Source organism: Streptomyces sp. DSM 116795, from assembly GCF_055792905.1.
In genome coordinates this window covers 2,925,186-2,947,235 of sequence record NZ_CM147707.1, presented here as the reverse complement: position 1 = coordinate 2,947,235, position 22,050 = coordinate 2,925,186, and the positions used below count along the sequence as shown (strand labels likewise).

The 22,050-nt window shown below is 70.4% G+C and carries 20 protein-coding genes; 8 read left to right on the top strand and 12 right to left on the bottom strand.

Annotation, left to right across the window (positions count from 1 at the left end; genetic code table 11):
- Positions 1 to 137: 137 nt before the first annotated feature.
- The 4 genes from ACSMXX_RS12645 to ACSMXX_RS12630 form a co-directional block, all read right to left on the bottom strand.
- On the bottom strand, positions 138 to 1,706 hold the full coding sequence (locus ACSMXX_RS12645; RefSeq protein ID WP_473184120.1) for an exopolysaccharide biosynthesis polyprenyl glycosylphosphotransferase: 1,569 nt from the start codon (positions 1,704 to 1,706) through the stop codon (positions 138 to 140).
- Positions 1,703 to 2,896, bottom strand: coding sequence for a glycosyltransferase (locus ACSMXX_RS12640; RefSeq protein WP_473184119.1), 1,194 nt, complete (start codon positions 2,894 to 2,896; stop codon positions 1,703 to 1,705). The genes ACSMXX_RS12645 and ACSMXX_RS12640 overlap by 4 nt, the downstream gene beginning before the upstream one ends.
- A 62-nt stretch (positions 2,897 to 2,958) precedes the next feature.
- Positions 2,959 to 4,053 carry a DUF3344 domain-containing protein gene (locus ACSMXX_RS12635; protein ID WP_473184118.1) on the bottom strand — a complete coding sequence of 365 codons (1,095 nt, stop codon included), beginning with the start codon at positions 4,051 to 4,053 and terminating at the stop codon, positions 2,959 to 2,961.
- Positions 4,054 to 4,102: 49 nt separating this feature from the next.
- A complete protein-coding gene (locus ACSMXX_RS12630) occupies positions 4,103 to 4,243 on the bottom strand; it encodes a hypothetical protein (protein ID WP_473184117.1) in 141 nt (46 codons plus the stop codon).
- Between ACSMXX_RS12630 and ACSMXX_RS12625 the strand changes: the two genes are divergently transcribed.
- The 3 genes from ACSMXX_RS12625 (at position 4,233) to ACSMXX_RS12615 (ending at position 6,907) form a co-directional block, all read left to right on the top strand.
- Positions 4,233 to 4,757 carry a GNAT family N-acetyltransferase gene (locus ACSMXX_RS12625; protein WP_473184116.1) on the top strand — a complete coding sequence of 175 codons (525 nt, stop codon included), beginning with the start codon at positions 4,233 to 4,235 and terminating at the stop codon, positions 4,755 to 4,757. The two genes, ACSMXX_RS12630 and ACSMXX_RS12625, sit on opposite strands and share 11 nt — an antisense overlap.
- A gap of 239 nt (positions 4,758 to 4,996) precedes the next feature.
- Complete coding sequence (locus ACSMXX_RS12620; RefSeq protein ID WP_473184115.1) at positions 4,997 to 5,287, top strand: DUF4229 domain-containing protein; 291 nt, start codon at positions 4,997 to 4,999, stop codon at positions 5,285 to 5,287.
- 339 nt (positions 5,288 to 5,626) lie between these two features.
- Positions 5,627 to 6,907, top strand: a complete 1,281-nt coding sequence (locus tag ACSMXX_RS12615; protein ID WP_473184755.1) for a dicarboxylate/amino acid:cation symporter — start codon at positions 5,627 to 5,629, stop codon at positions 6,905 to 6,907.
- 56 nt (positions 6,908 to 6,963) lie between these two features.
- Here the strand turns inward: ACSMXX_RS12615 and ACSMXX_RS12610 are convergent, their stop codons facing one another.
- From ACSMXX_RS12610 to ACSMXX_RS12600, 3 genes are all read right to left on the bottom strand, one after another.
- Positions 6,964 to 8,358, bottom strand: a complete 1,395-nt coding sequence (locus tag ACSMXX_RS12610) for an alpha/beta hydrolase (RefSeq protein ID WP_473184114.1) — start codon at positions 8,356 to 8,358, stop codon at positions 6,964 to 6,966.
- Between the two features lie 334 nt (positions 8,359 to 8,692).
- Positions 8,693 to 9,040: a putative quinol monooxygenase gene (locus ACSMXX_RS12605; protein ID WP_473184113.1), complete on the bottom strand. Its 348-nt coding sequence runs from the start codon at positions 9,038 to 9,040 to the stop codon at positions 8,693 to 8,695.
- Between the two features lie 207 nt (positions 9,041 to 9,247).
- On the bottom strand, positions 9,248 to 9,394 hold the full coding sequence (locus ACSMXX_RS12600; protein WP_473184112.1) for a hypothetical protein: 147 nt from the start codon (positions 9,392 to 9,394) through the stop codon (positions 9,248 to 9,250).
- Positions 9,395 to 9,713: 319 nt separating this feature from the next.
- Between ACSMXX_RS12600 and ACSMXX_RS12595 the strand changes: the two genes are divergently transcribed.
- Positions 9,714 to 11,192: an MFS transporter gene (locus tag ACSMXX_RS12595; RefSeq protein ID WP_473184111.1), complete on the top strand. Its 1,479-nt coding sequence runs from the start codon at positions 9,714 to 9,716 to the stop codon at positions 11,190 to 11,192.
- Positions 11,193 to 11,613: 421 nt separating this feature from the next.
- On the opposite strand, the gene ACSMXX_RS12590 is transcribed toward ACSMXX_RS12595, so the two are convergent.
- Together ACSMXX_RS12590 and ACSMXX_RS12585 are read right to left on the bottom strand one after the other, a co-directional pair.
- Complete coding sequence (locus ACSMXX_RS12590; RefSeq protein WP_473184110.1) at positions 11,614 to 12,513, bottom strand: MIP/aquaporin family protein; 900 nt, start codon at positions 12,511 to 12,513, stop codon at positions 11,614 to 11,616.
- Positions 12,514 to 12,676: 163 nt separating this feature from the next.
- Positions 12,677 to 13,324, bottom strand: coding sequence for a TMEM175 family protein (locus ACSMXX_RS12585; protein ID WP_473184109.1), 648 nt, complete (start codon positions 13,322 to 13,324; stop codon positions 12,677 to 12,679).
- 271 nt (positions 13,325 to 13,595) lie between these two features.
- Here ACSMXX_RS12585 and ACSMXX_RS12580 point away from each other — a divergent pair, with 271 nt between their 5' ends.
- On the top strand, positions 13,596 to 14,297 hold the full coding sequence (locus tag ACSMXX_RS12580; protein ID WP_473184108.1) for a TetR/AcrR family transcriptional regulator: 702 nt from the start codon (positions 13,596 to 13,598) through the stop codon (positions 14,295 to 14,297).
- Here ACSMXX_RS12580 and ACSMXX_RS12575 read toward each other — a convergent pair.
- Positions 14,266 to 15,276: a MaoC family dehydratase gene (locus ACSMXX_RS12575; protein WP_473184107.1), complete on the bottom strand. Its 1,011-nt coding sequence runs from the start codon at positions 15,274 to 15,276 to the stop codon at positions 14,266 to 14,268. The genes ACSMXX_RS12580 and ACSMXX_RS12575 overlap by 32 nt on opposite strands.
- Before the next feature lie 5 nt (positions 15,277 to 15,281).
- On the bottom strand, positions 15,282 to 16,721 hold the full coding sequence (locus ACSMXX_RS12570; RefSeq protein ID WP_473184106.1) for a 3-oxoacyl-ACP reductase: 1,440 nt from the start codon (positions 16,719 to 16,721) through the stop codon (positions 15,282 to 15,284).
- 72 nt (positions 16,722 to 16,793) lie between these two features.
- Here ACSMXX_RS12570 and ACSMXX_RS12565 point away from each other — a divergent pair, with 72 nt between their 5' ends.
- The 3 genes from ACSMXX_RS12565 (at position 16,794) to ACSMXX_RS12555 (ending at position 20,696) form a co-directional block, all read left to right on the top strand.
- Entirely contained in the window at positions 16,794 to 18,098 is a 1,305-nt protein-coding gene (locus ACSMXX_RS12565) for an acetyl-CoA C-acetyltransferase (RefSeq protein ID WP_473184105.1), read from the top strand.
- A 140-nt stretch (positions 18,099 to 18,238) separates the two neighbouring features.
- Complete coding sequence (locus ACSMXX_RS12560) at positions 18,239 to 20,170, top strand: AMP-dependent synthetase/ligase (protein WP_473184104.1); 1,932 nt, start codon at positions 18,239 to 18,241, stop codon at positions 20,168 to 20,170.
- Positions 20,171 to 20,219: 49 nt separating this feature from the next.
- Positions 20,220 to 20,696: an ASCH domain-containing protein gene (locus ACSMXX_RS12555; RefSeq protein ID WP_473184103.1), complete on the top strand. Its 477-nt coding sequence runs from the start codon at positions 20,220 to 20,222 to the stop codon at positions 20,694 to 20,696.
- A gap of 44 nt (positions 20,697 to 20,740) precedes the next feature.
- Here the strand turns inward: ACSMXX_RS12555 and ACSMXX_RS12550 are convergent, their stop codons facing one another.
- Entirely contained in the window at positions 20,741 to 22,030 is a 1,290-nt protein-coding gene (locus ACSMXX_RS12550; protein WP_473184102.1) for a lipase family protein, read from the bottom strand.
- Positions 22,031 to 22,050 lie beyond the last annotated feature (20 nt).

The following is a 22,050-nucleotide window of genomic DNA, read 5'->3' as shown; positions in this document are numbered from 1 at the left end:
CCGCCGGGGCGGTGCCCCGCTGCCGCCGTCCGTGCGTGCCCTGCTCCCGCCGGTGTCCCGGTCGTGTCCCGGCAGGCTCCGGCCACCGTCGCCGAGCGGCGGGCGCCGGCTCTCCGGCAGTGCGACCGTCACCCCGATCACCGTCCTTCGAGTCGGAAGAACGAGGTCACGGTGCGGAACATGATCCGTACGTCCTGCCAGAGCGACCACGTCTCGATGTAGTGGTTGTCGAAGCGCGCCCGGTCCTCGATCGAGGTGTTGCCGCGCAGCCCGTGCACCTGGGCGAGACCCGTGATGCCGACCGGCGAGCGGTGCCGCTCGGCGTAGCCCGGCAGTTCCTGGCTGAACTGCTGCACGAAGTACGGGCGTTCGGGGCGCGGCCCGACGAGGCTCATGTCGCCGCGCAGCACGTTCCACAGCTGCGGCAGCTCGTCCAGGGAGGTGCGGCGCAGCAGCCGGCCGACGGCGCTCATGCGGTCGTCGCCCGCGACGCTCCACAGCGTCGCCGACTCCTGCTCGTCCGCCGGCCGCAGCGTGCGGAACTTCAGCAGCGTGAACGGGCCGCCTCCGAGCCCCACGCGTTCCTGCCGGAAGATCACCCCCGGCCCGTCCGACATCCTCACGGCCAGCGCACAGCCCGCCAGCAGCGGCGCCGCGAGAACCAGCGCCGGCACGACCAGCACCAGGTCGAGCAGCCGCTTGCGCCAACTCCACCCGGAACCGGGGCACTCCAGGGACAGCCGCCTGCACGAGAAGCCCCACACGTGCGACGGGCCCGTGTCGTGCGTCCCGTGCACGCCGACGGCACAGCCGGGCCGTACCAGCCAGCCCGCCACGCCGCGTTCGCCCAGGTCCCGTGCCAGCAGGGCGTTCCGGGCCTCTTCCCAGGGGGAGTTGAGGAACACGACGTCCCGGACGGTGTTCTGGATGACCGCACGTGTCACGTCCGCAGGCACGACGACCACGGGCAGCGGCGCGTCGTCTCCGCTGCCGCTCTCGCCGTCGTCCTCGGCCACCTCGGGTTCGCCGACGAGGTCGACGAACCCGACCGGCCGCAGCCCGTAGCGGGGATGTTCGGCGAAGACCCCGGCGACCGTACGGGCCAGCCGTCCGCTGCCCACGATGAGCGCGGGACGCGGGCGGCGCCGTGCCCTCATGCGCCGGAAGCCGTGCACCAGCGCGCGGGCCGTGCCGCCGAGCGCGGCGTGTGCGGCGACCGCGGCCAGCAGGATCATCCAGCTCAGGGCGGCGGGACGGTCGAACGCCGCGAGCAGCGCGGCCGCGACGCACCAGGTGACCGCGGCGCGGGCGGCCAGCGCGGGGAGTTCGTCGAGCGCGTACGTCCGCAGACCCGGCCGGTACAGACCGGCCTGGGTGTTGAGCGCCAGTGCGCCGCAGACGACCGGCCCGAGCAGCAGGGCGTCCGTGTCCGCGCCGACACCCGCGCCTACGCCCGCGACGACGGACGCGGAGACGGCCACGTCGGCGCAGACGAGCGCCGCGGCGCCACGGTGCCGCAGGCGCAGCAGATTCCGGCGTCTGCGGAGACCGCCCACGGGCCGCGGAACGGGGGCACGGTCGACTGCGCGCTGCGGGGGCCGTACGGCGACGTTCCCGTCCCCGGGCGGAGCCGCCGCACCGTCGGCGGCCGGCCGGGTCGCCACGCGTGCGCCGCGGGACCGCTCCTCGGTGCTGTCCGTCGTCATCGTGCCGCCTGCTCACTGCCCGCAAGTGCCTGAGCCGGGCCCTGAGCCGGGGCGTCGAGCAGTTCCCGGTACAGGGAGAGCACCGCTGCCGCGCTCCGCCGTACGTCGAAGTCCGCCCGTACGTGCTTGCGCGCGGCCTCGCCCATGAACTCCCGCAGCTCCGGCTCGCGCAGCAGAGATGTCACCGATTCCGCGAGGGCTTCCGGATCTCCGGGCGGCACCAGGCACGTCTCATGCTGCTGCGACGGCAGGCTCTCCCGCGCACCGCCCACGTCCGTCACGACGACGGGGCGCCCGCAGGCCATCGCCTCCAGCGGAGTCAGTGCCATGCCCTCCCAGAGGGACGGCAGTACGACCAGGTCGGCCGCCGCGTACCAGCGGTTCACCTCGTCACTCGCGCCGGCGAACAGCACCCGCCCGGGCGCCGACTCGCTCAGCACGTTCAGCGCGCGCCGGTCGGGCCCGTCGCCGACGAGCGCGAGCCAGGCGTCCGGCACCGCCCCGGCGATGCGGGACCATGCGCTCAGCAGCGTGCGCTGGCCCTTCTGCCGGCACAGCCGCCCGACGCACACCACGAGCGGTGCGTCCGCGGGCACCTCGCTCAGCTGTCTCAACTCCGCACGGGCCGCGGCCCGTCCGCCCGGCTCGGCCTCCGGTACTCCGTTGTGCACGACGGCCCACCGCGCCACGACGCCGGCCTGCTCTCCCTTACGGCGCTCGGCCTCGCTGACGCACAGCACCCGGTCCGTCCAGCGCGCCGCGCGCCGCTCCCAGGCGCGCGCGAGCCGTGCGGTGCGTCCTTCGACGGCCTCGAACGACCACGCGTGGGGCTGGTACACGGTGGGGACCCTGCCGCGCAGTGCCAGCCGGGCTGCGAGCCCGGCCTTGGCGCTGTGCGCGTGCACGACGTCGGGGTCCACGTGCCGGATCAGCCGGAGCACCTGCCGGGTCTCGGACGCGACGCGGGGCCCGAGCTCCCGTACGGCCGCCCAGCGTTCCACCTCCGCACCCGCCGCCGCGGCCTGCCGGGAGAGGCTTCCGCCCTCCGGGCAGGCGACGACGGCGCGTACACCTTCCTGTGTCTGGGCCCCGACCAGATCGGTCACGACCCTCGCCACCCCGCCTTCGACCGGTTGTGCCAGATGAAGGACCGTCAGCCGGTCTCTTCGTTCTCTGCGCTGGGAAAGCACCCGAACGTCTCCTCAAACGTCACTACCGGACAGGCTTCTTTGCGGAATGGGATCTGCGGACCTCAGCGCCGGGCGTCGACCTGCGTGTAGAGCGCACCGAGCAGGTAGTCGTCGTCGCCGGACGCGAAGCGGAAGAGGAGACGGTTGCCTCCGGAACGCAACGCCTGCTGCGCGTCGAAGACATCGGAGTCGTATCCGAGCGTGTTGCGGTGCGCGGGAACGCGTCCCCCCACTTCGCGTCCGTGGTTGGTGATCGTCGAATTGAACGTGTCCTTCTGCGGGTTCGCCGAATTCGAAAGCGGCGTTCCCGCGCGCTTGTTCGCGGCCACCGTGAAAGGCTCGTCCCCGGCACCGCGGTCGCCGTCGTAGCCGACGACTCCGACGGAACCCTTGGCGCCCGCGGGGAACTTCATCGAACGCGTCGCGACGGGCAGCCCGCCGGAATTGCGCTCCGAGGCCGCGAATCCGTCCCACACGCTGAGATGACGCAGCGGCGACTTCTTGTTCTCGTACGCCACGACCAGAGTCCAGCCGCCCCAAGCACCGGCCTGGGACTTGCCCATCGCGACGTTGATCTGCGCCACCGTGTACGTGCCGGGGCCGCTGTCGCGCACCAGAGGCGTGACGTTCGCGGATGCCTGGTAGGCGTCCGCGCCGTCCGCGCGGCGGTGCGTGCGCACCGTGTCCGCTTTCACCGAGCGGTACGAGCCGCGCGGTTCGGACATCAGCACACGGCCGTTGTCCTTGGCCGGCTTGACCTCGCCGACGCGCAGGTTGCCGCCCCAGTACAGGCGCGCGTAGCTGACCTTGGCGTCCTTGGGCAGACGCAGGGCTGCCCGGGTCGAGTTGTACGTGTTGGGGTCACGGTCGACATCGGAGTAGAACATCTCGTAGTCGCTGTTCCGGCCGTCCCCGCCCTTCTGGACCGAACTGCACGGAGCTGCGTCCCCGACCGGCTTGCGGCACGTGATCGACGAGTTCGCGGCACTGGCGATTCCGCCGTGACGCGTCGCGTGATAGCGCTCTTTGAGGGCCTGGCCCTTGCGAGGTTCGGGGTTCGCCGCGGATGTCGCAGGCGGCGAAAGCGACACCGTCGCTGCCGCGCACACCACAGCGCAGCACAGGCCGCGCACCGCTGATTTCCTCTTGTCCACCATGGATGACTCCGTCTCCCGTCACGAAACAGAGCGACCTTTACAAAGGCGATCATTGAAATTCGGGCGGCGCGCCGGTCATCTTTACCTTTTCACTGACTAGCGGACACTTGATGGTGCCGATGGAGCCGAACAGGGCACCGGGAAAGGCGGGATGGTTGCCCTCGGCTAGGGTCTTGCGTATGCCGCTCACGTTCGAACTGGACCCGTCCGTCACTCCTCAACTGCGCGACGGCCTGTGCTTGTTGTGGGCGGACGTGACCAATGCGGAGGGCGCCGTCGGATTCGTGCCCCCTGTGACACCGGAAGCGATACGCCCGGACCTGCTGGCCCATCTCGTCTCCGTCGACGCCGGCCGTACGCGGATGCTCGTCGGACGCGACGCGGACGGCACGGTCGTCGCCACCGCGTTCCTCGTCCTCAACACACACCGGCTCAAGCGTCACTGGTGCTCGGTCTACACGGTCATGATCCATCCCTCGCTGCAGGGCAAAGGCCACGGACGGGATCTCATGTCCGCGATCGAGAAGGCGGCGCGGGGGATGGACGGCATCACCGCGCTGCGGCTCACCTGCCGGGGCGGACTCGGCCTGGAGCGGTTCTACGCCGGCTGCGGGTACCGCGAGGTCGGACGCCTCCCCGGCGCGATCAAGGTCGCGGACGGCGATCTGCGGGACGACGTCACGCTCTGGCTCGACCTCACCTAGGTCCGGGGCGAGGCGCACTCGTCCCGGGCGAGGGACGTCTCGGTCGAGTCGCACGTCACAGGGGGAGTGCAGGTCACAGGCGGGGGCCCGAGTGATCGTCCGTGGCGCTGTGTTTGACTGGATGACGGGCCGGCCGCCGCCCGGTGCCGCCGGACACGGCCCGCGTCCCGTGCCCCACGTCACGGCGCCGCCCGACGGGCGCGGCGCCCGTATCACCCGAGAAGTCCGGAGAAGGCCTCGTGAGCAGCAAGTCGCACGCAACGCTCCGCTACACCGCCATGCGGGCCGGCGTCTTCGCCGGCTGCCTCGTCCTCGTCGCGGTTCTCGCGTACACCGGGGTCATCCCGGAGGGCATCGGCAGGTCCAACCCGCTGTGGGTCGTGCTGCTGGCGCTCGTCGTCTCGGCACCGCTCAGCTTCGTACTGCTGCGCAGGCAGCGCGAGGCGATGTCGGAGCAGATCGTCGACGGAGTGGACCGCGCCAAGGAGCGGCTCGCGGCGAACCAGAGCCAGGAGGACGGCGTCGCGTAACGCCTCGCCGGGCCGCCGGCCCCGCTTGACCCGTCCGCCCCGTTCGACGGGACGTGGCTCCTGCAGCGTCGGCGGCGGGGACCCGTAAGGCTTGTCACACTCTCTTCATGTTCCGCCGGGAATGACCGGTGCCCGGTGGGGCGTTGTCGGTGCTCGTAACCCCCGGACAGAATTCTCTTTCCGGGGAGCCGCAGTCCACAGCCGAGCGGGAGTCCGACAGTGTCCTCGTCCCAAGAGTTCTCCGAATCCGCGGATTCCGCAGATTCCTCTCCCGGTACCTCGACCCGTGATTCCGCCCCGGCTCAGTCCTCGGCCCCTGCCGGGACGCCAAGAGGGCGGATACCCAGGATCCCGTTCTGGGCGCAGATTCTGCTCGGACTTCTCCTGGGCGCACTGCTGGGATGGGTGGCGCGCAGCGGCGACATCACCTGGCTCGGGACGGCACTGACCAAGACCGGCGAGATATTCGTCCAGCTCTTGAAGCTCGCCGTCGCGCCGCTCGTCTTCTTCGCGATCATGGTCTCGATCACGAATCTGCGCAACGTGCACAACGCGGCGCGGCTGGCGACCAGGACCCTGTTGTGGTTCATGGCCACGTCGCTGATCGCCGTGGCCATCGGCCTGTTCATCGGCCTGATCACCAACCCCGGTTCGGGCACCGGGCTTTCGGCCGGGGAAGCGGCCAGGCCGGAGGAGTCGGGCTCGTGGCTGGACTTCCTCACCGGGATCGTTCCGACCGACATCATCACGCCGTTCACCGAACTGCAGGTGCTGCAGATCGTGTTCATGGCCAGTGTCGTGGGCGTCGCCGCGCTCAAGCTCGGCGAGAAGGCCGCTCCGCTGCTCGCGGTGGGCGAGGCCGTACTCGCGCTGCTGCAGAAGGCCCTGTGGTGGATCATCCGGCTGGCGCCGATCGGAACGGTCGGCCTCATCGGCACCGCGATCAAGGACTACGGCTGGGACCTCATCGGCAAGTACGCGACGTTCACCGCCGACGTCTACATCGGCTGCGCGGTCGTGCTGTTCGGCGTCTACCCGCTCCTCCTGGCCACCGTCGCGAAGGTCAACCCGCTGCAGTTCTTCCGCGGTGCGTGGCCGGCGATCCAACTGGCCTTCGTCTCCCGCTCGTCCGTGGGCACCATGCCCCTCACCCAGAAGGTCACCGAACGGCTCGGCGTCCCGCGGGAGTACGCGTCCTTCGCGGTGCCGTTCGGTTCGACGACGAAGATGGACGGCTGCGCCTCGGTCTACCCGGCGATCGCGGCCGTCTTCATCGGCGAGTTCTACGGCGTCGACCTGGGCCTGCGCGAGTATCTGCTGATCGTCTTCGTCTCGGTCATCGGCTCCGCCGCCACGGCGGGCCTGACGGGCGCCACGGTCATGCTGACCCTGACACTGTCGACGCTGGGGCTGCCGCTGGCGGGCGTCGGCCTCCTGCTGGCGATCGACCCGGTGCTCGACATGGTCAGAACGGCGACGAACGTTGCGGGACAGGCGGTCATCCCGGTGCTGGTCTCGGCGCGGGAGAAGATCCTCGACCGCGACAAGTACGACCGGGCCCGCAGCATCGACGTGGACACCTTCGACCCGGAGCCCCGGCCGGCGGTTGCGACGGCGTAGCGCGCGGCCGTTGTGGGCCCCGTGAACTGACGGAGCCCACACCGGTCCTCGTGTCGTCAGAAGCGGTCAGGCAGTCCAGGGACGCGCCGAGGTGCTGACGGCGGGTGCTCGTTCGCCTCGCGGTTCTGGTTCTTCGCTGCCTTGCAGGTGACGTCCTTGGCCGGCAGCTTTCCGCTGCTCAGGTAGGCGTTGACCGCACGGTTCGCGCAGACCTTCGGGTCCTTGCCGTACACGCCGTGCCCTTCACCGCCTGCGACGTACACCTCGCGTGATCCCTTCAGGGCCTCGTGCATGCCGCGGCCGCTGGACAGGGGAGTCTGAGAGTCCCACTGGTTCTGGACGGTGAGTGCGCCCACGCCGTTGTCCACGTCGGTGACGGGCTCGGCGGGCTTGTTCCAGAACGCGCAGGGCGTGATGTTGGAGCCGAAGTCGCCGTAGAGCGGGTACTTGGCCTTGTCCCGGATCGCGTCACGGCGGTACTGCTCGGGGTCGCGCGGCCAGGCCGATGTGTCGCCGCAGACGACGGACCAGAAGGAGGCGGTCATGTTGTCCGTCATCTCATCCGGGGCCGCGGAGCCGCGTGCGTCCGGTCCGCCGTCGGCGGCCTTCTTCAGGCGGGCCACCGTGGAGGCTGCCTCCTTGGGGCTGAAGAACTGGCTTCGCAGCATGGCGCGGATCTCGTCGCCGTTGACCTTGTCGTCCTCGTACGGGATCGGCTTCTGGTCGGCCCGGGTGACAAGTGCCCAGAATGTCTTCCGGACCTCGGCAGAGGTCTTGCCGAGCTTGTACGTGCTGTGGTGCTTGGCGGTCCACTTGGTCCACCGGGCGAACGCCGGTTCGGCGCCCGTCGCCCATATCTGGATCATGCCCCGCCAGACCCGGGCGGGGTCGACCGAGCTGTCCAGGACGAAGCGGTCCGACTGCTCGGGGAACATCTGCGTGTAGACGGCGCCGAGATACGTGCCGTAGGAGATGCCCAGATAGGAGATCTTCTTCTCGCCCAGTACGCCGCGGATGACGTCCATGTCGCGGGCGGTGTTGCGGGTTGTGATGTGCGGGAGCTTGTCGCCGTTCTTGTCCCGGCACTTCTTCGCGACGGTCCGTGCCCACTTGACGTCACGGCTGAACGTCTCGCGTTTGTACGGGCGTTCGAAGTTCTGCTCCGCGGCCGAGAGGTCACAGCTGACGGGACTGCTCTTGCCGACGCCGCGCGGGTCGAAGCCGACCAGGTCGTACTGATCGCGAACCTTCTTGGGCAGCGAGTCCTTCATGAAGACAGGCATGTCGAGGCCTGGGCCGCCCGGACCTCCGGGGTTGAACAGCATCACGCCGTGCCGCTTGCCGGGCACGCTCGTCTTCATCCGGGAGATGGCCAGCTTGATCGTCTGGCCGGTCGGGCGGTCGTAGTCGAGCGGAACCTTGATCGTGGCGCATTGGTGCTTGGCGGGCATATCGGGGTCGCAGCGGTGCCACGAGGGCTTTTGGTTCTCGTACCGTCTGAGTGGGTCTGCCGCGGTTGCCTCCGTCGGAGCGAGTCCGGGGACAAGCGCAGCGGTGATTCCCACGATGAGCAGGGGTGGTGCTATGCGTCGTATCCGCACGACAGCCGTTCCTTCCTGTCAGCTTTCAGGTGGAATGACTGTGCCGTGCTGAGGAGTTCGGACGAATCCTTCTACGGGTCCGGCTTCGTACGACCTGTGATGGAGAGGGGTGAGACCTGCGTAGGAGGCAGGGGGAGCGCCCAGGCGAGCGTGCGTACGCGGGAGTTCGGGTGGTCGCCGTTGTTCAGCTCCCGCCCTCGGAAGGTGTCTGCTCGACGGACATCTCGCCTAGCTCCGACCAGTCGTCCTGGTCGATGTTCGCGTTGATGATCAGGGGAGTCTCCGCGAGATGCGGGGGCAGTTCGCGCCGTGCGGCCTTGAAGTGCTCGGAACCGACGTGCGCGGCGCCGGCTTCGTCGTCGCGGAAGGCCTCGACCAGAACGTACTCCGCCGGGTCCTCGATGCTGCGGGACCAGTCGAACCACAGGCAGCCCGGCTCGGCGCGGGTCGCCTCGGTGAAGTCGCGGGCGATGTCGGGCCAGCGGTCCGCGTGCTGGGGCAGTACCCGGAACTTCGCCGTAATGAAGATCATGCTGTTCTCTCCCTTGCCTGCGGTTTGCCGTTGGGCCGCCGCGGGGGGCGATGCCGGCAGGTCGGCGAACTGACGGCCGTGCGCCTCAGTCGGTCGACCGCCCGCCAACATACCTAGTTGGTCCGCGGCGACGAACGTGGCGGGACTCGCGCTCGTCCCCACCACGTTGCCGGGCGACGGGCCCACCCCCGTGGGCCGCAACGTGGATCAGGGCTTCGGGAGGCCGGTGATGTCCCGGCGGCTCTCAAGGGCCGCGAGCTGCTGGTCGCGCTGGCCGCCGCCCCTCAGCCGGCCGTACGGCGGCAACTCGCCGAGCTGCTGGCGCCGTTGCGGCGTGCCCGAGACTTCCGTCAATGGAATTCACCGCAGTCGGCTGAAGGCGCGTAAAGGCGCCGGGCATATGCCCTCGACTGCTGTTCGCGGAACCGTTTCTCTCCCATTCGAGAAGTGCTCAGTTCGATTGAGCGTCCGGGATGTTCCGTCGTGGGTGAAGTGTGGTCCGCGGCCCTTCACCTGCGCGGAAACGGGCGGTCCTGTATATCGATTCGGGGCTTCCACGAGGAGTCTTGCGTGTTAACTGTGCGGCCAGGCGTGTCAGTTGAGCTCGTGTCCTGAACGGCAGGCCGTCGAGCGGTATGCCTGAAATCAGTGAACAATTCAGACGGAGTATGCAATGGCAGTTGAAGGTGGAAGCAGCGGGACGCTTTCATCGGGAATAGTCAGAACGGCAGTGCCGGCCCGCCTGGACAGGCTGCCCTGGTCGCGCTGGCACTGGATGATCGTGATCGGCCTCGGGACGGTCTGGATCCTCGACGGGATGGAGGTCACGCTCGTCGGCAACATCGCCGGCCGGCTGTCCGAGTCCGGGAGCGGACTCGCCATCTCCTCGGCCCAGGTCACGGGGCTCGGCGCCGCGCTGTATGTGGCGGGAGCGTGTCTCGGCGCGCTCTACTTCGGGTGGCTGACCGACCGGTTCGGGCGGAAGAAGCTGTTTCTCGTCACGCTCGCCGTCTATCTGGCGGCGACGGCGCTGACAAGTCTGTCGTTCGACAGCTGGTGGTTCTTCGCCTGCCGCTTCCTGACGGGATTCGGCATCGGAGGTGAATACGCGGCCATCAACTCGGCGATCGACGAGCTGATTCCCTCGTACTACCGGGGGCGCGTCGACCTCGCGATCAACGGCAGTTTCTGGCTCGGAGCCGCGGCCGGCGCCATGCTCTCGATCCCGATGCTCGACACCAGCATCTTCGCGAAGGACGTCGGCTGGCGCCTGACCTTCGCATTCGGTGTGGTCCTCGGCCTGGTCATCCTGCTGGTCCGGAGAAATGTGCCGGAGAGTCCGAGGTGGTTGTTCATCCACGGACGGGGCGAAGAGGCCGAAGCCATCGTGAAGGACGCGGAGGCGCGCTGCATCGCGCAGCACGGCGAGGACTGCCTGCCCGAGCCGTCCGGAGAGATGGTCATCAACCCGCGTAAGCCCGTCGGTTTCGGGATGATCGCGCGTACGGTCTTCTCGAAGTACCGCTCGCGTGCATTCCTGGGCCTTTCGCTCTTCGTCGGCCAGGCGTTTCTGTACAACGCAGTCACATTCGGGTTCGGAGCCATTCTGGCGGCCTTCTACGAGGTGCCGCCCGGCGCGACGGGTTACTACTTCGTCGCCATTGCGATCGGCAATCTCCTCGGCCCGATTCTCCTCGGCCCGCTCTTCGACACGGTGGGACGCCGGATAATGATCGCCGGCACCTATATCGGGTCCGGCGTGCTGCTGTTCGGAACGGCGGCGCTCTTCGCCGGCGGACACCTCTCGGCGACGACGCTGACGGCATGCTGGAGCGTCGTGCTCTTCTTCGCCTCCGCCGGCGCGAGTTCGGCCTACCTGACGGTCAGCGAGATCTTCCCGATGGAGACCAGGGCCATGGCCATCGCGTTCTTCTACGCGCTGGGCACGGCCGTGGGCGGCATCTCCGGTCCGCTGATCTTCGCCGAGCTCACGGAGCACGGCGTCCTCGGTGACACGACCCTCGCCTTCCAGATCGGTGCCGGGCTGATGTGCCTCGCCGGTGTGGTCGCGGCGTTCCTGGCCGTGCCGGCCGAACGGCGTTCCCTGGAGGACATCGCGACGCCGCTCTCCGCTGAGGAGCCGGCGCACTGACACGAGCCGTCCGAGCCCGCCGGTACGGGGGTGCCGTGACCGGCAATGTTTGGCCGTCAAGGAGCGTCGTCCGGTGCGTGCGATCGCAAGGCGGCCGGAAGTCCTTGTAGCGGAGCTACCAGGGCTTTTGGCCAACGTAGCGAGCGTGCGTGCAGGGCGGCGCGACAGGTCAAAGCTTGCCGGGAGGGGCACCGGTCCGGGACGCCTTACGGGGTGGCCTGGCCGGGACGTACCGGCGGGCTCTCGTCGTTCCGGCCCCTGGCGGCCGCCGGTGCCGGATCCCGTGGGGCCCCGCGTCCGGTCATGGCGAAGACCCCCGGTCCCGGAGCCGTGCGGGGCTTCCGGTCGCGGAGGTCTTCGGGTCTCGCTGCTCGCCCTGTGGCGGCTGCTTCGAGGGCCGGGCGGTAGCGGCCTTGCGTGGCTACTGCGCCTCGCCGGCCTCCCCTTCAGGGTGCATCTGACCGCGGGCCGTGATGACGCGGCTGATGAGGTGCTCGTAGACCAGCGCCCCGATGACGCCGCCGATGAGAGGGCCGACGATGGGGATCCACCAATAACCGCTGAACCAGTCGAAACTGCCTGGGAAGGCGATCGCCCCCCACCCTTCGAAGAAGGTGAAGAGCCGGGGCCCGAAGTCGCGGGCGGGGTTGATGGCGTACCCGGCGTTCGTGCCGTAGGTCAGGCCGATCGCGACGACGACGAGACCGATGAGGAACGGCCCCATGTTCGACATCGGTGCCGTGTTGCGCATGTCGATGAGCGCGCAGACGAGAAGAAGCAGGAACGCGGTGCCGACGATCTGATCCAGGAACGGCCCCCACCACGAATTCCCGAAATACTCGGCCGGGAAGGTCGCGAAGATGGAGAAGGTCGGCAGAGATTTCTCTCGTCCTGTTCCTTCCTTGGCGTTGAACGCGTCGATCGCCCAGCGGTACGTGGCGTAGACGAGCGCGGCGGCGATGAAGGCGCCTACCAGCTGCGCCGCCCAGTAGGGAAGCACCTTCTTCCATGGGAAGTGGCCGCGCACCGCGAAGCCGAGCGTCACGGCCGGATTGATGTGGGCGCCGCTGATGCCTCCCGCGACGTACACGCCGAAGACGACCGCCAGGCCCCATCCCCAGGAGATGATCAGCCAGTTCGAGGGGCCGAAGTCCCCGGTCTGCCGTCCCGAACCGGAGAGGCCGACGACGGCGACGGCCACCGACCCGCAGCCGATCAGGATGAGTACGAAGGTGCCCAGGAACTCGGCGATCAGCTCGCCGCCCAGTCCGGATCTGTAACCGAGTCGGCGCGGACTGCTCCTCGGGTGTTGCTCAGCCATCGGCACTCCTTGCTCGTTCGGAACCGCCCTGCCTGCCCTCTCCGAACGGTAAGCAGGGGGACATCGCACGAAGTGCGCCTGACGGCGAGTCATCCTGTATGTCAATCCGATGGCGTATGACGTACCGGTGTCTCACCGCGGGGCGGTGCGTGGACGCCGAGGCTCAGGAGTCGCCGGCGGGGTCCGGCGCGAGTTTCTGCTGCCGGTGTCCGATGAGGATCTTGGCCGGCAGCAGAGCGAGCCAGACCCACTTGGCCGCCGCGGGTGAGACGAAGGCGAGCGGGACGGTGACGCCGAAGACGAGCACCGTGGAGACCAGGTCGGCGGTGTCGAGACGGCGCGCCCGCCGCCCGGCCGCGTCGCGTGCGGGGCCGAGACGCCTGTGCGAGGTGAGCAGCAGTGTCATGTGTACGGCGTTGAGAGCGGCGACGCTGAGGCCGTAGACGGCGACGGCCAGCGGCTCGTTGCTGTACTCGGCGAGCAGGGCGGTGGGGAAGGGCAGCAGTGCCGTGAGGCCCAGACCGAGCAGGGTCAGCCCGGTGACCTTGCCGTCCACGACGGGGAACGCGGCCAGGATGCGCCGGTGGTCGAGCCAGAACTCCGCGATGACCGCGAAGCTCAGCGCGTACGCGGCGATGTGGGGGAGGGTCAGATGCACGGCCTCGCGGAAGTCCTCGCTGCTGAGCCCGCGTCTGACGGTGATGTCGAGCACCAGCAGGGTCATGGCGAAGGCGAAGACGTTGTCCGAGAGGCTCTCCAGGCGTTCGAGCCCGCCGCCTCCCCGGTGGGCGGAGGCCGATGTCTGATCCACGTCCCGGATGGTAGGGGTGCGGTCGTGAAGCCCGACCGATCCCGCGCCTGTGCCGTCCGGAGTCGTACGGGAGTGCGGGGCGCGGCCGGGGCGCCGGCGGCGGGGGTTCCCGTACGGCTCACGCCTTACGCGCGACGGGGCGCTTGCCAGGTGCGTTGACGGAGGGTCCGCGTACGCTTACATCCGAGGATTCCGTGGGGAGACGGGGGAGATGGCGCGGAGGGGTAGCCAGGTGGGGACCAAGAGCAGAAACACCGGGGGGCGTCGGCGGATGCCGCGGGAGGTGCGCGAGCGTCAGATGCTCGACGCGGCCGTCGCGGGCTTCGCGCGGCACGGATATCAGGCGGCGTCGATGGACGACATAGCCGAGGAGGCGGGGGTCTCCAAGCCGCTGGTCTATCTGTATCTGAAGTCGAAGGAAGACCTGTTCACGGCGTGCATACGAAGGGAGCGGGCCGCTCTCGTCGATGCCGTGCGGGGCGGCACGGTGAAGGGAGGGCGGGGTGCGGAGTCGCAGAGCGCGGCGCGGGACCGCCCGGAGCACCCGGACCGCCAGGACCGTTCGGAGGGCCCGGGCAGCGATGCCGAGCAGCAGCTGTGGAAGGGGTTCTGCGCGTTCTTCGCGCACACCGCGGCACGGCCGGACGGCTGGTCCGTACTGCACCGGGCCGACACCCAGGGCGAGCCGTTCGCCCGTGAAGTCGCCGGGATGCGGGCGGAGATCACGGAGCTCGTGACGCTGCTGCTGAGCAGGGCGGCCGTGGACGCGGGCTGCGACCTGAAGTTCGCGGAGCGCGAGGTCTCCGCGCTCGCACACGCCATGGTCGGTGCGGCCGAGTCGCTCGCATGCTGGGCCAACGCCCGTACGGACGCGGTGCCTTCGGCGAAGGAGACGGCGGCCACGCTGATGAACTTCTGCTGGACGGGCCTGGAGCAGATGATCAAGGGTGCTCGCTGGTCACCTCACCACTGAGGTGCAGCCGCTGCCGTTCCCCGTCGCCGTCACCGCCGCTGCGCAACTCGAAGCGGTGCACGCGCACGGGGGCGCGGTAGCCCCCGGCCGAGGCGGTCGGCTCGTCCACGCAGTAGGCGACGCGGGACGGGAGCAGCACCGGAGCCTTGAACTCCGCGCGGGCGGTGAGCTGTTCACCGCCCGCGGCGGCGCCGGTCCCGGCGAGGGAGCGGGCGAAGCTCCACATGCCGTGCGCGATGTGGCGGGGGAAGCCGAAAAGCTTCGCGGTCAGCGGGTGCAGATGGATGGGGTTGCGGTCGCCGGAGGCGCGGCCGTAACGGCGTCCGAGGCCGGACGGCAGATCCCAGTGCTCGCGCAGGGGGAGCGGTGCCGAGGGCTGTCCGGGACCGTCGTCGCGCGTGCCTCCCTGGGCGCTGTCCTGGCCGCCGGGCTTACCGCTGGGCTCGTCCGGGGCGCCGGCCGTGCGGTGGCGGCACAGATAGGTGCTCCGCGAGTGCCACACGAGCCGGCCGTCCAGCCGGGCCTCCGTCACCACGTCGAAGCTGCTGCCGCGCCGGTGCGGTGCCAGCCCGTTCGCGTACACGGAGATCTCGGGGCGTTCGCCGGGCCGCAGCGCGCGGTGCTGGGTGAGTTCGACCCCGGTGTGGACGAGGCCGAGTACCGGGAAGGGGAAGTCCGGCCGCGCCATCAGCTGCATCGCGAGGGGGAAGCCCAGCACGTGCGGATAGCTGGGCGGAGCCGGCGCCTGCACAGGCGGCTGCCCCGCCGGGAGCTGCCCTGCGTCGCCGCCCGTGCCGAAGCCGCACACGCGGTTGTACGCGCGCAGCCGCCCGGCGTCGATGCGCGCGTCCGGAAGCATCAGCCGCACGGCGGGCAGCCGCGCCTGCTCGTACGGACCGCGCTTGGACCGGGACGCGATTGCGCCCCGCGCGAGGACCACGGGCAGCCGGGGCGGTGCCGAAAGACGGTGAACGGTCATGGTGCTCACGCTCCCAGCAGGCTCTGGCCGCAGACCCGGACGACCTGGCCGTTGACGGCGTAGGAGTCCGGCCCCGCGAGCCAGGCGGTGGTCTCGGCGACGTCGACGGGAAGGCCGCCCTGGGAGTGGGAGTTCATGCGCCGGCCCGCTTCGCGGATGAAGAAGGGGACGGCCGCCGTCATCTTCGTCTCGATGAAGCCGGGGGCGACCGCGTTGACCGTGACGCCGTGCTCCGCGGCGGCCCGCGGCGCGAGCGACCGTACGAGACCGATGATCCCGGCCTTGCTGGCCGCGTAGTTGGTCTGGCCGACGTTGCCCGCGATGCCCGCGATGGAGGCGGTGGCGACGACGCGGCCGGTGCCGCGCCGGAGTGCGCCCGCCGTCAGCAGGTGGTCCGTCGTGCGCAGCACCGAGGCCAGGTTGACCTCCAGCACCTGGTTCCACCGCTCGGCCTTCATGTTGGCGAGCTTGCGGTCGCGGGTGATGCCGGCGTTGTGGACGAGGACGTCGAGACCGTCCGCCGGGAGGGCGTCGGCGATGCGGGCGCCCGCGTCCTCCGCGGTGATGTCGAGCGGCAGCGCGGTGCCTCCCAGCGACTCGGCGACGCGCGCCAGATCGGCCTCCGCCTGGGGGACGTCGAGGCAGATGACGTGTGCGCCGTCCCGCGCCAGCGTCGCCGCGACGGACTCGCCGATGCCGCGTGCGGAGCCGGTGACGAGGGCGGTTCGCCCGTGGAGCGGTCGCTGCGGCCCGTCGGCCGCCGCCGCTCCGGACGGGGCCGCCGCCCCGGACGCGGCTGCCGCCGCTCCGGCCGCCGCCGCTGCTCCCGGTGCGGGTTCACCGATCTCGATGACCTGGCCGCTGACGTACGCCGACCTGGGCGAGAGCAGAAAGCGGAGTGTGGACCCGGCGTCCGCAGGCGTCGCGCCGGGCGCGAGCCGCACGAGCTGAACCGTACGTCCGCCGCCGGTCTCCTTCGCGAGCGAGCGTACGAAGCCCTCCAACGCCTGCTGGGCCGCGGCCTGATGGTGGTCGCCGTCGTCGGGCCGGGCCCCGAGCACCACGATGCGGCCGCAGCCGGCGACGGAGCGGAGCACCGGGTGGAGGCATTCGTGCACCGCACGCAGTTCCGGTACGTCGCGAATGCCCGTAGCGTCGACGACCACGGCGGCGTGGCGCGCAGCCGCCCGGTCCTCGCCCCCTTCCGCGCCGCCGGTGTCCGTGCGGACGGGGAGGCCGGCAGCGTCGAGTGCCGCCGCCAGCTCCTTGCCGTGCGTACCGGCGTCGCGCGGCGGCACCGCCGTGAGGTGCAATATGTCATCTCCCCGCAGCACGGGCCGCTCCGCCGACCAGCGGTGCAGCGGTACGGGACGGGGGAGGCCGAGCCGGCGGGAGAGGAGGCGGCCGGGACGTGTGTTGGTCCAATGCAGATAGCGGTCAGCCATTCCCTCGGTCCTCCGGCTCGCGTAAATTTACTTCCGAGTAAGGTTACTTACAGGTCAGGAGTTTGGTCGAGGATGAGTTCCAGCGGCCTCATGAGTTCCAGCCCTCCGCGCCGCGTCGCGGTGATCGGCGGCAGCCGCATCCCCTTCGCGCGTTCCGACGGACCGTACGCGAACTGCTCGAATCAGGAGATGCTCTCCGCAGCGCTCGACGGGCTCGTCGAGCGGTACGGACTGACCGGCGAACGCGGCGTCGGAGAGTTCGTGGCCGGCGCCGTACTCAAGCACAGCCGTGACTTCAACCTCGCGCGGGAGACCGTCCTCGGCTCCCGGCTCGACCCGCGCACTCCCGCCTACGACATCCAGCAGGCGTGCGGCACGGGCCTTCAGGCGGTCATCTCCGTGGCCAACAAGATCGCGCTCGGCCAGCTCGACGCGGGCGTCGCGGGCGGCGCCGACACCGCGAGCGACGCGCCCCTGGGCGTCAACGACGAACTGCGGCGCATCCTGCTGGCGGCGCGCAGGGCCAGGACGCTCAAGGAACGGGCGAAGGAGATCGCGCGCGTGCGCCCGCGGCACCTCGTGCCCGAGATCCCGCGCAACGCCGAACCGCGCACCGGCCTGTCCATGGGCGAACACGCGGCACACACCGCACGCGAGTGGGGCATCACCCGGCACGAGCAGGACGTGCTAGCCGCCGCGAGCCACCGCAACCTCGCGACCGCATACGACAGCGGCTTCCTGCACGACCTGGTCGTACCCTTCCGCGGCCTGGCCCGGGACCAGAACCTGCGCCCCGGCACCTCCACGCAGAAACTCGCCGAGCTGCAGCCGGTCTTCGGTACCGGCGAGGCGGACGCCACCATGACCCCCGGCAACTCCACGCCGCTCACCGACGGCGCCGCGACGGTGCTGCTCGCGAGCGAGGAGTGGACCGAGCGGCACGGGCTGACGCCGTCGGCGTACCTGACCGCGTACGAGACGGGAGCCGTCAGCTTCTTCGACGAGGACGGCAGGCCCGGCGAAGACGGGCTGCTGATGGCGCCCGCGTACGCCGTGCCCAGGATGCTGGAGCGGGCCGGACTCGGCATCGAGGACTTCGAACTCTTCGAGATCCACGAGGCGTTCGCGTCCCAGGTGCTGGCCACCCTCGCGGCCTGGGAGAAGCGGGGGCTCGCCCCTGTGGACCGCGAACGCCTCAATGTCGCCGGCTCGTCGCTGGCGACCGGACACCCCTTCGCCGCGACCGGCGCCCGCATCGTCGCCACCCTCGCCAAGCTCCTCGCCCAGCGGGACGGGGCCGAGGCGGGGGCGCGCGGCCTGATCTCCGTCTGCGCGGCCGGAGGGCAGGGGGTGACCGCCGTACTGGAGAAGGCCTGACGGCCTCCCTGCGGACGGCCGGGCGGGACGAGCCCGGCGAGCCGGATGAGCCCGGCGGTTCGCAGACCCGGCTGTCCGCGGATCCCCGCGGTCCGCGGATCCGCCGAAACGACGAGGTATCTCACGAAGAGGAGCCGCTCGTGACGACCCAGCCCGCAAGCCAAGCCCCGGCGCCCGCCACCACCGCGGGCCCCACGCTCGTCGAGCCGGAGAAGGAGGTGCTGGACGGCGTCGTACGGGAGGTCACCATGCCGCCGTTCGCGCCGGCGGTCACGAGCGGTTCTCTGGGGGACATCCCCTTCACCAACGCCGTGGAGGCGCCCTTCGAAGCGGTGCTCAGCCGCAAGCGGCCGGACGGCACATGGCGCGACGTGACCGCTTCCGAGTTCGCGCAGGAAGTCCTCAACACCGCCAAGGGCCTCATCGGTCTCGGCTTCGAAGCGGGCGACCGCATCGCCATCATGGCCCGCACCACGTACGAGTGGACGCTGCTCGACTTCGCGGGCTGGGCGGCCGGGCTCGTCACCGTCCCCATCTATCCGACGTCCTCCGCGGCGCAGGCCCGCTACATCCTCCAGCACTCGGGTGCGCGCGGCTGCGCCGTGGAGAACGTCGAGCAGTCGCGGATGCTCGCCGACGAGCGCGGCGCGATGCCCGCCCTCGAACACCTCTGGCAGCTCGACGCCGGTGCGGTCTCCCAGATTGCGCACTCGGGGAGGGAGCTGGAGGACGACGTGGTCGCCGCGCGGCGCGGCCTGATCGCCCCCGAGCACATCGCGACCCTCATCTACACCTCCGGCACCACGGGACAGCCGAAGGGCTGCGTCCTCACCCACGGCAATTTCTTCGCCGAGGTGGACAACGACATCGAACTGCTGCACCCGGTCTTCAAGTCCGTCAGCAAGGACCCGGCCTCGACGCTGCTCTTCCTGCCCCTCTCGCACGTCTTCGGCCGGATGGTCGCCGTCGCGTGCATGAGGGCGCGCGTACGTCTCGGGCACGCGCCGAGCATCCAGACCGAGGAACTCCTCGCGGATCTCGCAGGTTTCCGGCCGACGTTCCTGCTGGGCATCCCGTACGTGCTGGAGAAGGTCTACAACACCGGCCGTGCCACCGCCGAGAAGATGGGCCGCGCCTCCTCCTTCGACCGTGCCGCACGCATCGCCCGGCGCTACGGCGAGGCCGTCGAGGAGCAGGAGCACGGGCGGGGCGCCGGGCCCCGCACCGGACTGAAGGCGGCGCGCGGCCTGTACGACCTGCTGGTCTACCGCCGTATACGGGCCGCTCTCGGGGGCCGCTGCCGCTATGTCATCAGCGGCGGATCGCCGCTCGGGTCGCGTCTTGCCGCGTTCTACGAGGGCGCCGGCATCTCCGTGTTCGAAGGCTACGGGCTCACCGAGACCACGGGCGCCTCCACATGCACCCCGCCGCTCAAGCCCCGGCTGGGCACCGTCGGCTGGCCGGTGCCGGGCACGGCCGTACGTATCGCGGACGACGGCGAGGTGCTGCTGAAGGGCGCACACGTCTTCGGCGGCTACTGGGATTCGCAGCGGCAGGTCGCGGTGCCGGACGCCGGGGACGACGGATGGTTCGCGACGGGCGACCTCGGCACCCTCGACGACGAGGGCTATCTGGCCATCACCGGCCGCAAGAAGGACATCATCATCACCTCCGGCGGCAAGAACATCGCCCCGGCGCCCCTGGAGGACTGGCTGCGGGCGCACCCGCTGGTCAGCCAGTGCCTTGTCGTCGGCGACAACCGCCCGTACATCACCGCGCTGATCACCCTCGAACCGGACGGTCTCGCGCACTGGCAGCAGATGCACAAGAAGCAGGACCTGACCCCCGAACAGCTCGCCGTGGACGGCGACTTGCTGGCCAACCTGCAGCAGGCCGTCGACGAGGCGAACCGGATGGTCTCCCGTGCCGAGTCCATCCGCCGCTTCACGGTCCTCCCGCACGACTTCACGGAGGAGGGCGGCCATCTGACGCCGTCGCTGAAGCTGAAGCGGGCGGCGATCGTACGCGACTACGACGCGCAGATCGCGGAGCTGTACGAGACGGAGAGGTAGGAAGGGGCAGGGCTCGGGCGGTCACGGGCCGGCTCCCTAGGGTGGGGCGATGACTTCCCAGCCGACGCCCCACGTGCCCGGACTCCCGGGCGACGACGCCTCGTTGCCGCGCGCGGAGTTCGCGTTTCCGGGGCCGCTGCGGGACCGGCTCGTCGGCGCGATTCTGGACGGCTCGAAGACGGCCACGACCTCGCTTCTGCGCGAGTACGGGGACCAGGGCGAGCCCATGCCGGAGCCCGGCGCGCGCTCCGTTCTGGTCGACTCAGCCGACGAACCGGTCGCCGTCATCGAGACGGCGGCCGTGCGCGTCGTACCCCTCGCCGACGTCGACGCCGCGCACGCGCGGGACGAGGGCGAGGGGCACGGGAGCGTCGCCGAATGGCGGGCCGCGCACGAGGAGTTCTGGAACAGCGAGGCGATGCGTGCCGAACTCGGGGACGCGGACTTCGCGGTGGACGACGCGACCCCCGTCGTGCTGGAGCGTTTCCGCGTCGTCAGGGATCTGCGGCACTCCCGGCCCCGCTGACCCCGTCGGGCCGGCGGAGCCGGGAGCCGCCCGGAGGGGCGCGGTCAGCCGCCGCAGTCGCCCTGCGCCGGCTCGTCCTTGAAGCGGTCGGAGAGCCAGTTCATCGCGGGGATCGAGGCGAGGATCGCCGTACCCGCGTGCGGGGAGAGCGGGAAGCTCGTCCACTCCACGGTGTTGCCCTGTGCGCACCAGTCGGCACGCAGCTGCTTCCCGACGTCGTACGGAATGATCTCGTCGGCCTCACCGTGGTACAGGTACACGGGCGCGCCCGGCGCCTTGCTGCCGAGCTTGTCCTCGGCGAGGCGCTGCTGCCAGTCGGGCTCGTCCATGGGGTTGGTGGTCGTGACGTCCTCGACCTTCTTGTTCGCACCCGCTTCGGACGCCTCTGCCAGACAGCCGTCCTTCATGATCTGGGCGATGCTCTTGCCCTCGTCATTGAGGTAGCCGGCCAGGTCGAGTTCGGGATGTGCGGCGTCGTGGCCGACGGCCGACATCAGCACCAGGCCCGCCTCGGCGTCGCCGTCGTTGTAGTCGGCGACCTTCGGCAGATCGGCCGGAACACCGCCGCTCGCTGTGCCCTTGACCTTCAGTTCCGGGGCGTACGAGCCGGCGATCTCCGCCGCCCAGCCGCTTGCCTGGCCGCCTTGCGAGTAGCCCATGATGCCGACGGGCGACTCCTGTGTGACGCCCTGCTCCTGCGCCCCCGGCAACCGCTGCGCGGCGCGCGCCGCGTCAAGCACCGCCGTGCCGGCGGCCCGGCCGACGGTGTATGTGTGCGTGCCGGGCGTGCCCAGGCCCTCGTAGTCGGTCACCGCGACGGCCCAGCCGCGCAGCAACGCCCCCTCGATCAGCGGGGCTTCCTTCGTCTTGCCGACCGGGAAGCCCGCGGACGGGGCGCACTGATCGCCTATGCCGACGGTACCCACCGCATAGGTCAGCAGGGGCCGCGGTCCCTCGCGGTTGTCCTTGGGCACGAGGACGGTGCCGGAGACGGTGTTGGACTTCCCTTTCGCGTCGGTCGAGTTGTACTGGATCTTCCAGGCGTGGGTGGGGACGGGTACGCCCGGAAAGACCTGGAACTCGGTCTGTTCCGCGCTGACGACGTCGCCGGGCTGCGCGGCCTCGGGGGTGCCCGCGCTCGTGCCCTTGCCGACGCTGGGGGATGCGGCTGTGGCCTCGGCGGTCCCGCCGCCCGCGGCCACGGCCGCCGGGGCCGCCGCGCCGCCCGAAACGCACAGAGCGGCCACCGCGATTGTTGCGGTGACCGCTCTGGTACGGGCTCCTCCGGTACGAGGGCCTCTTCTTCGGATGGGGATGGGGATGGGGATATGCATGGGGGGTCTCCCAACGATTC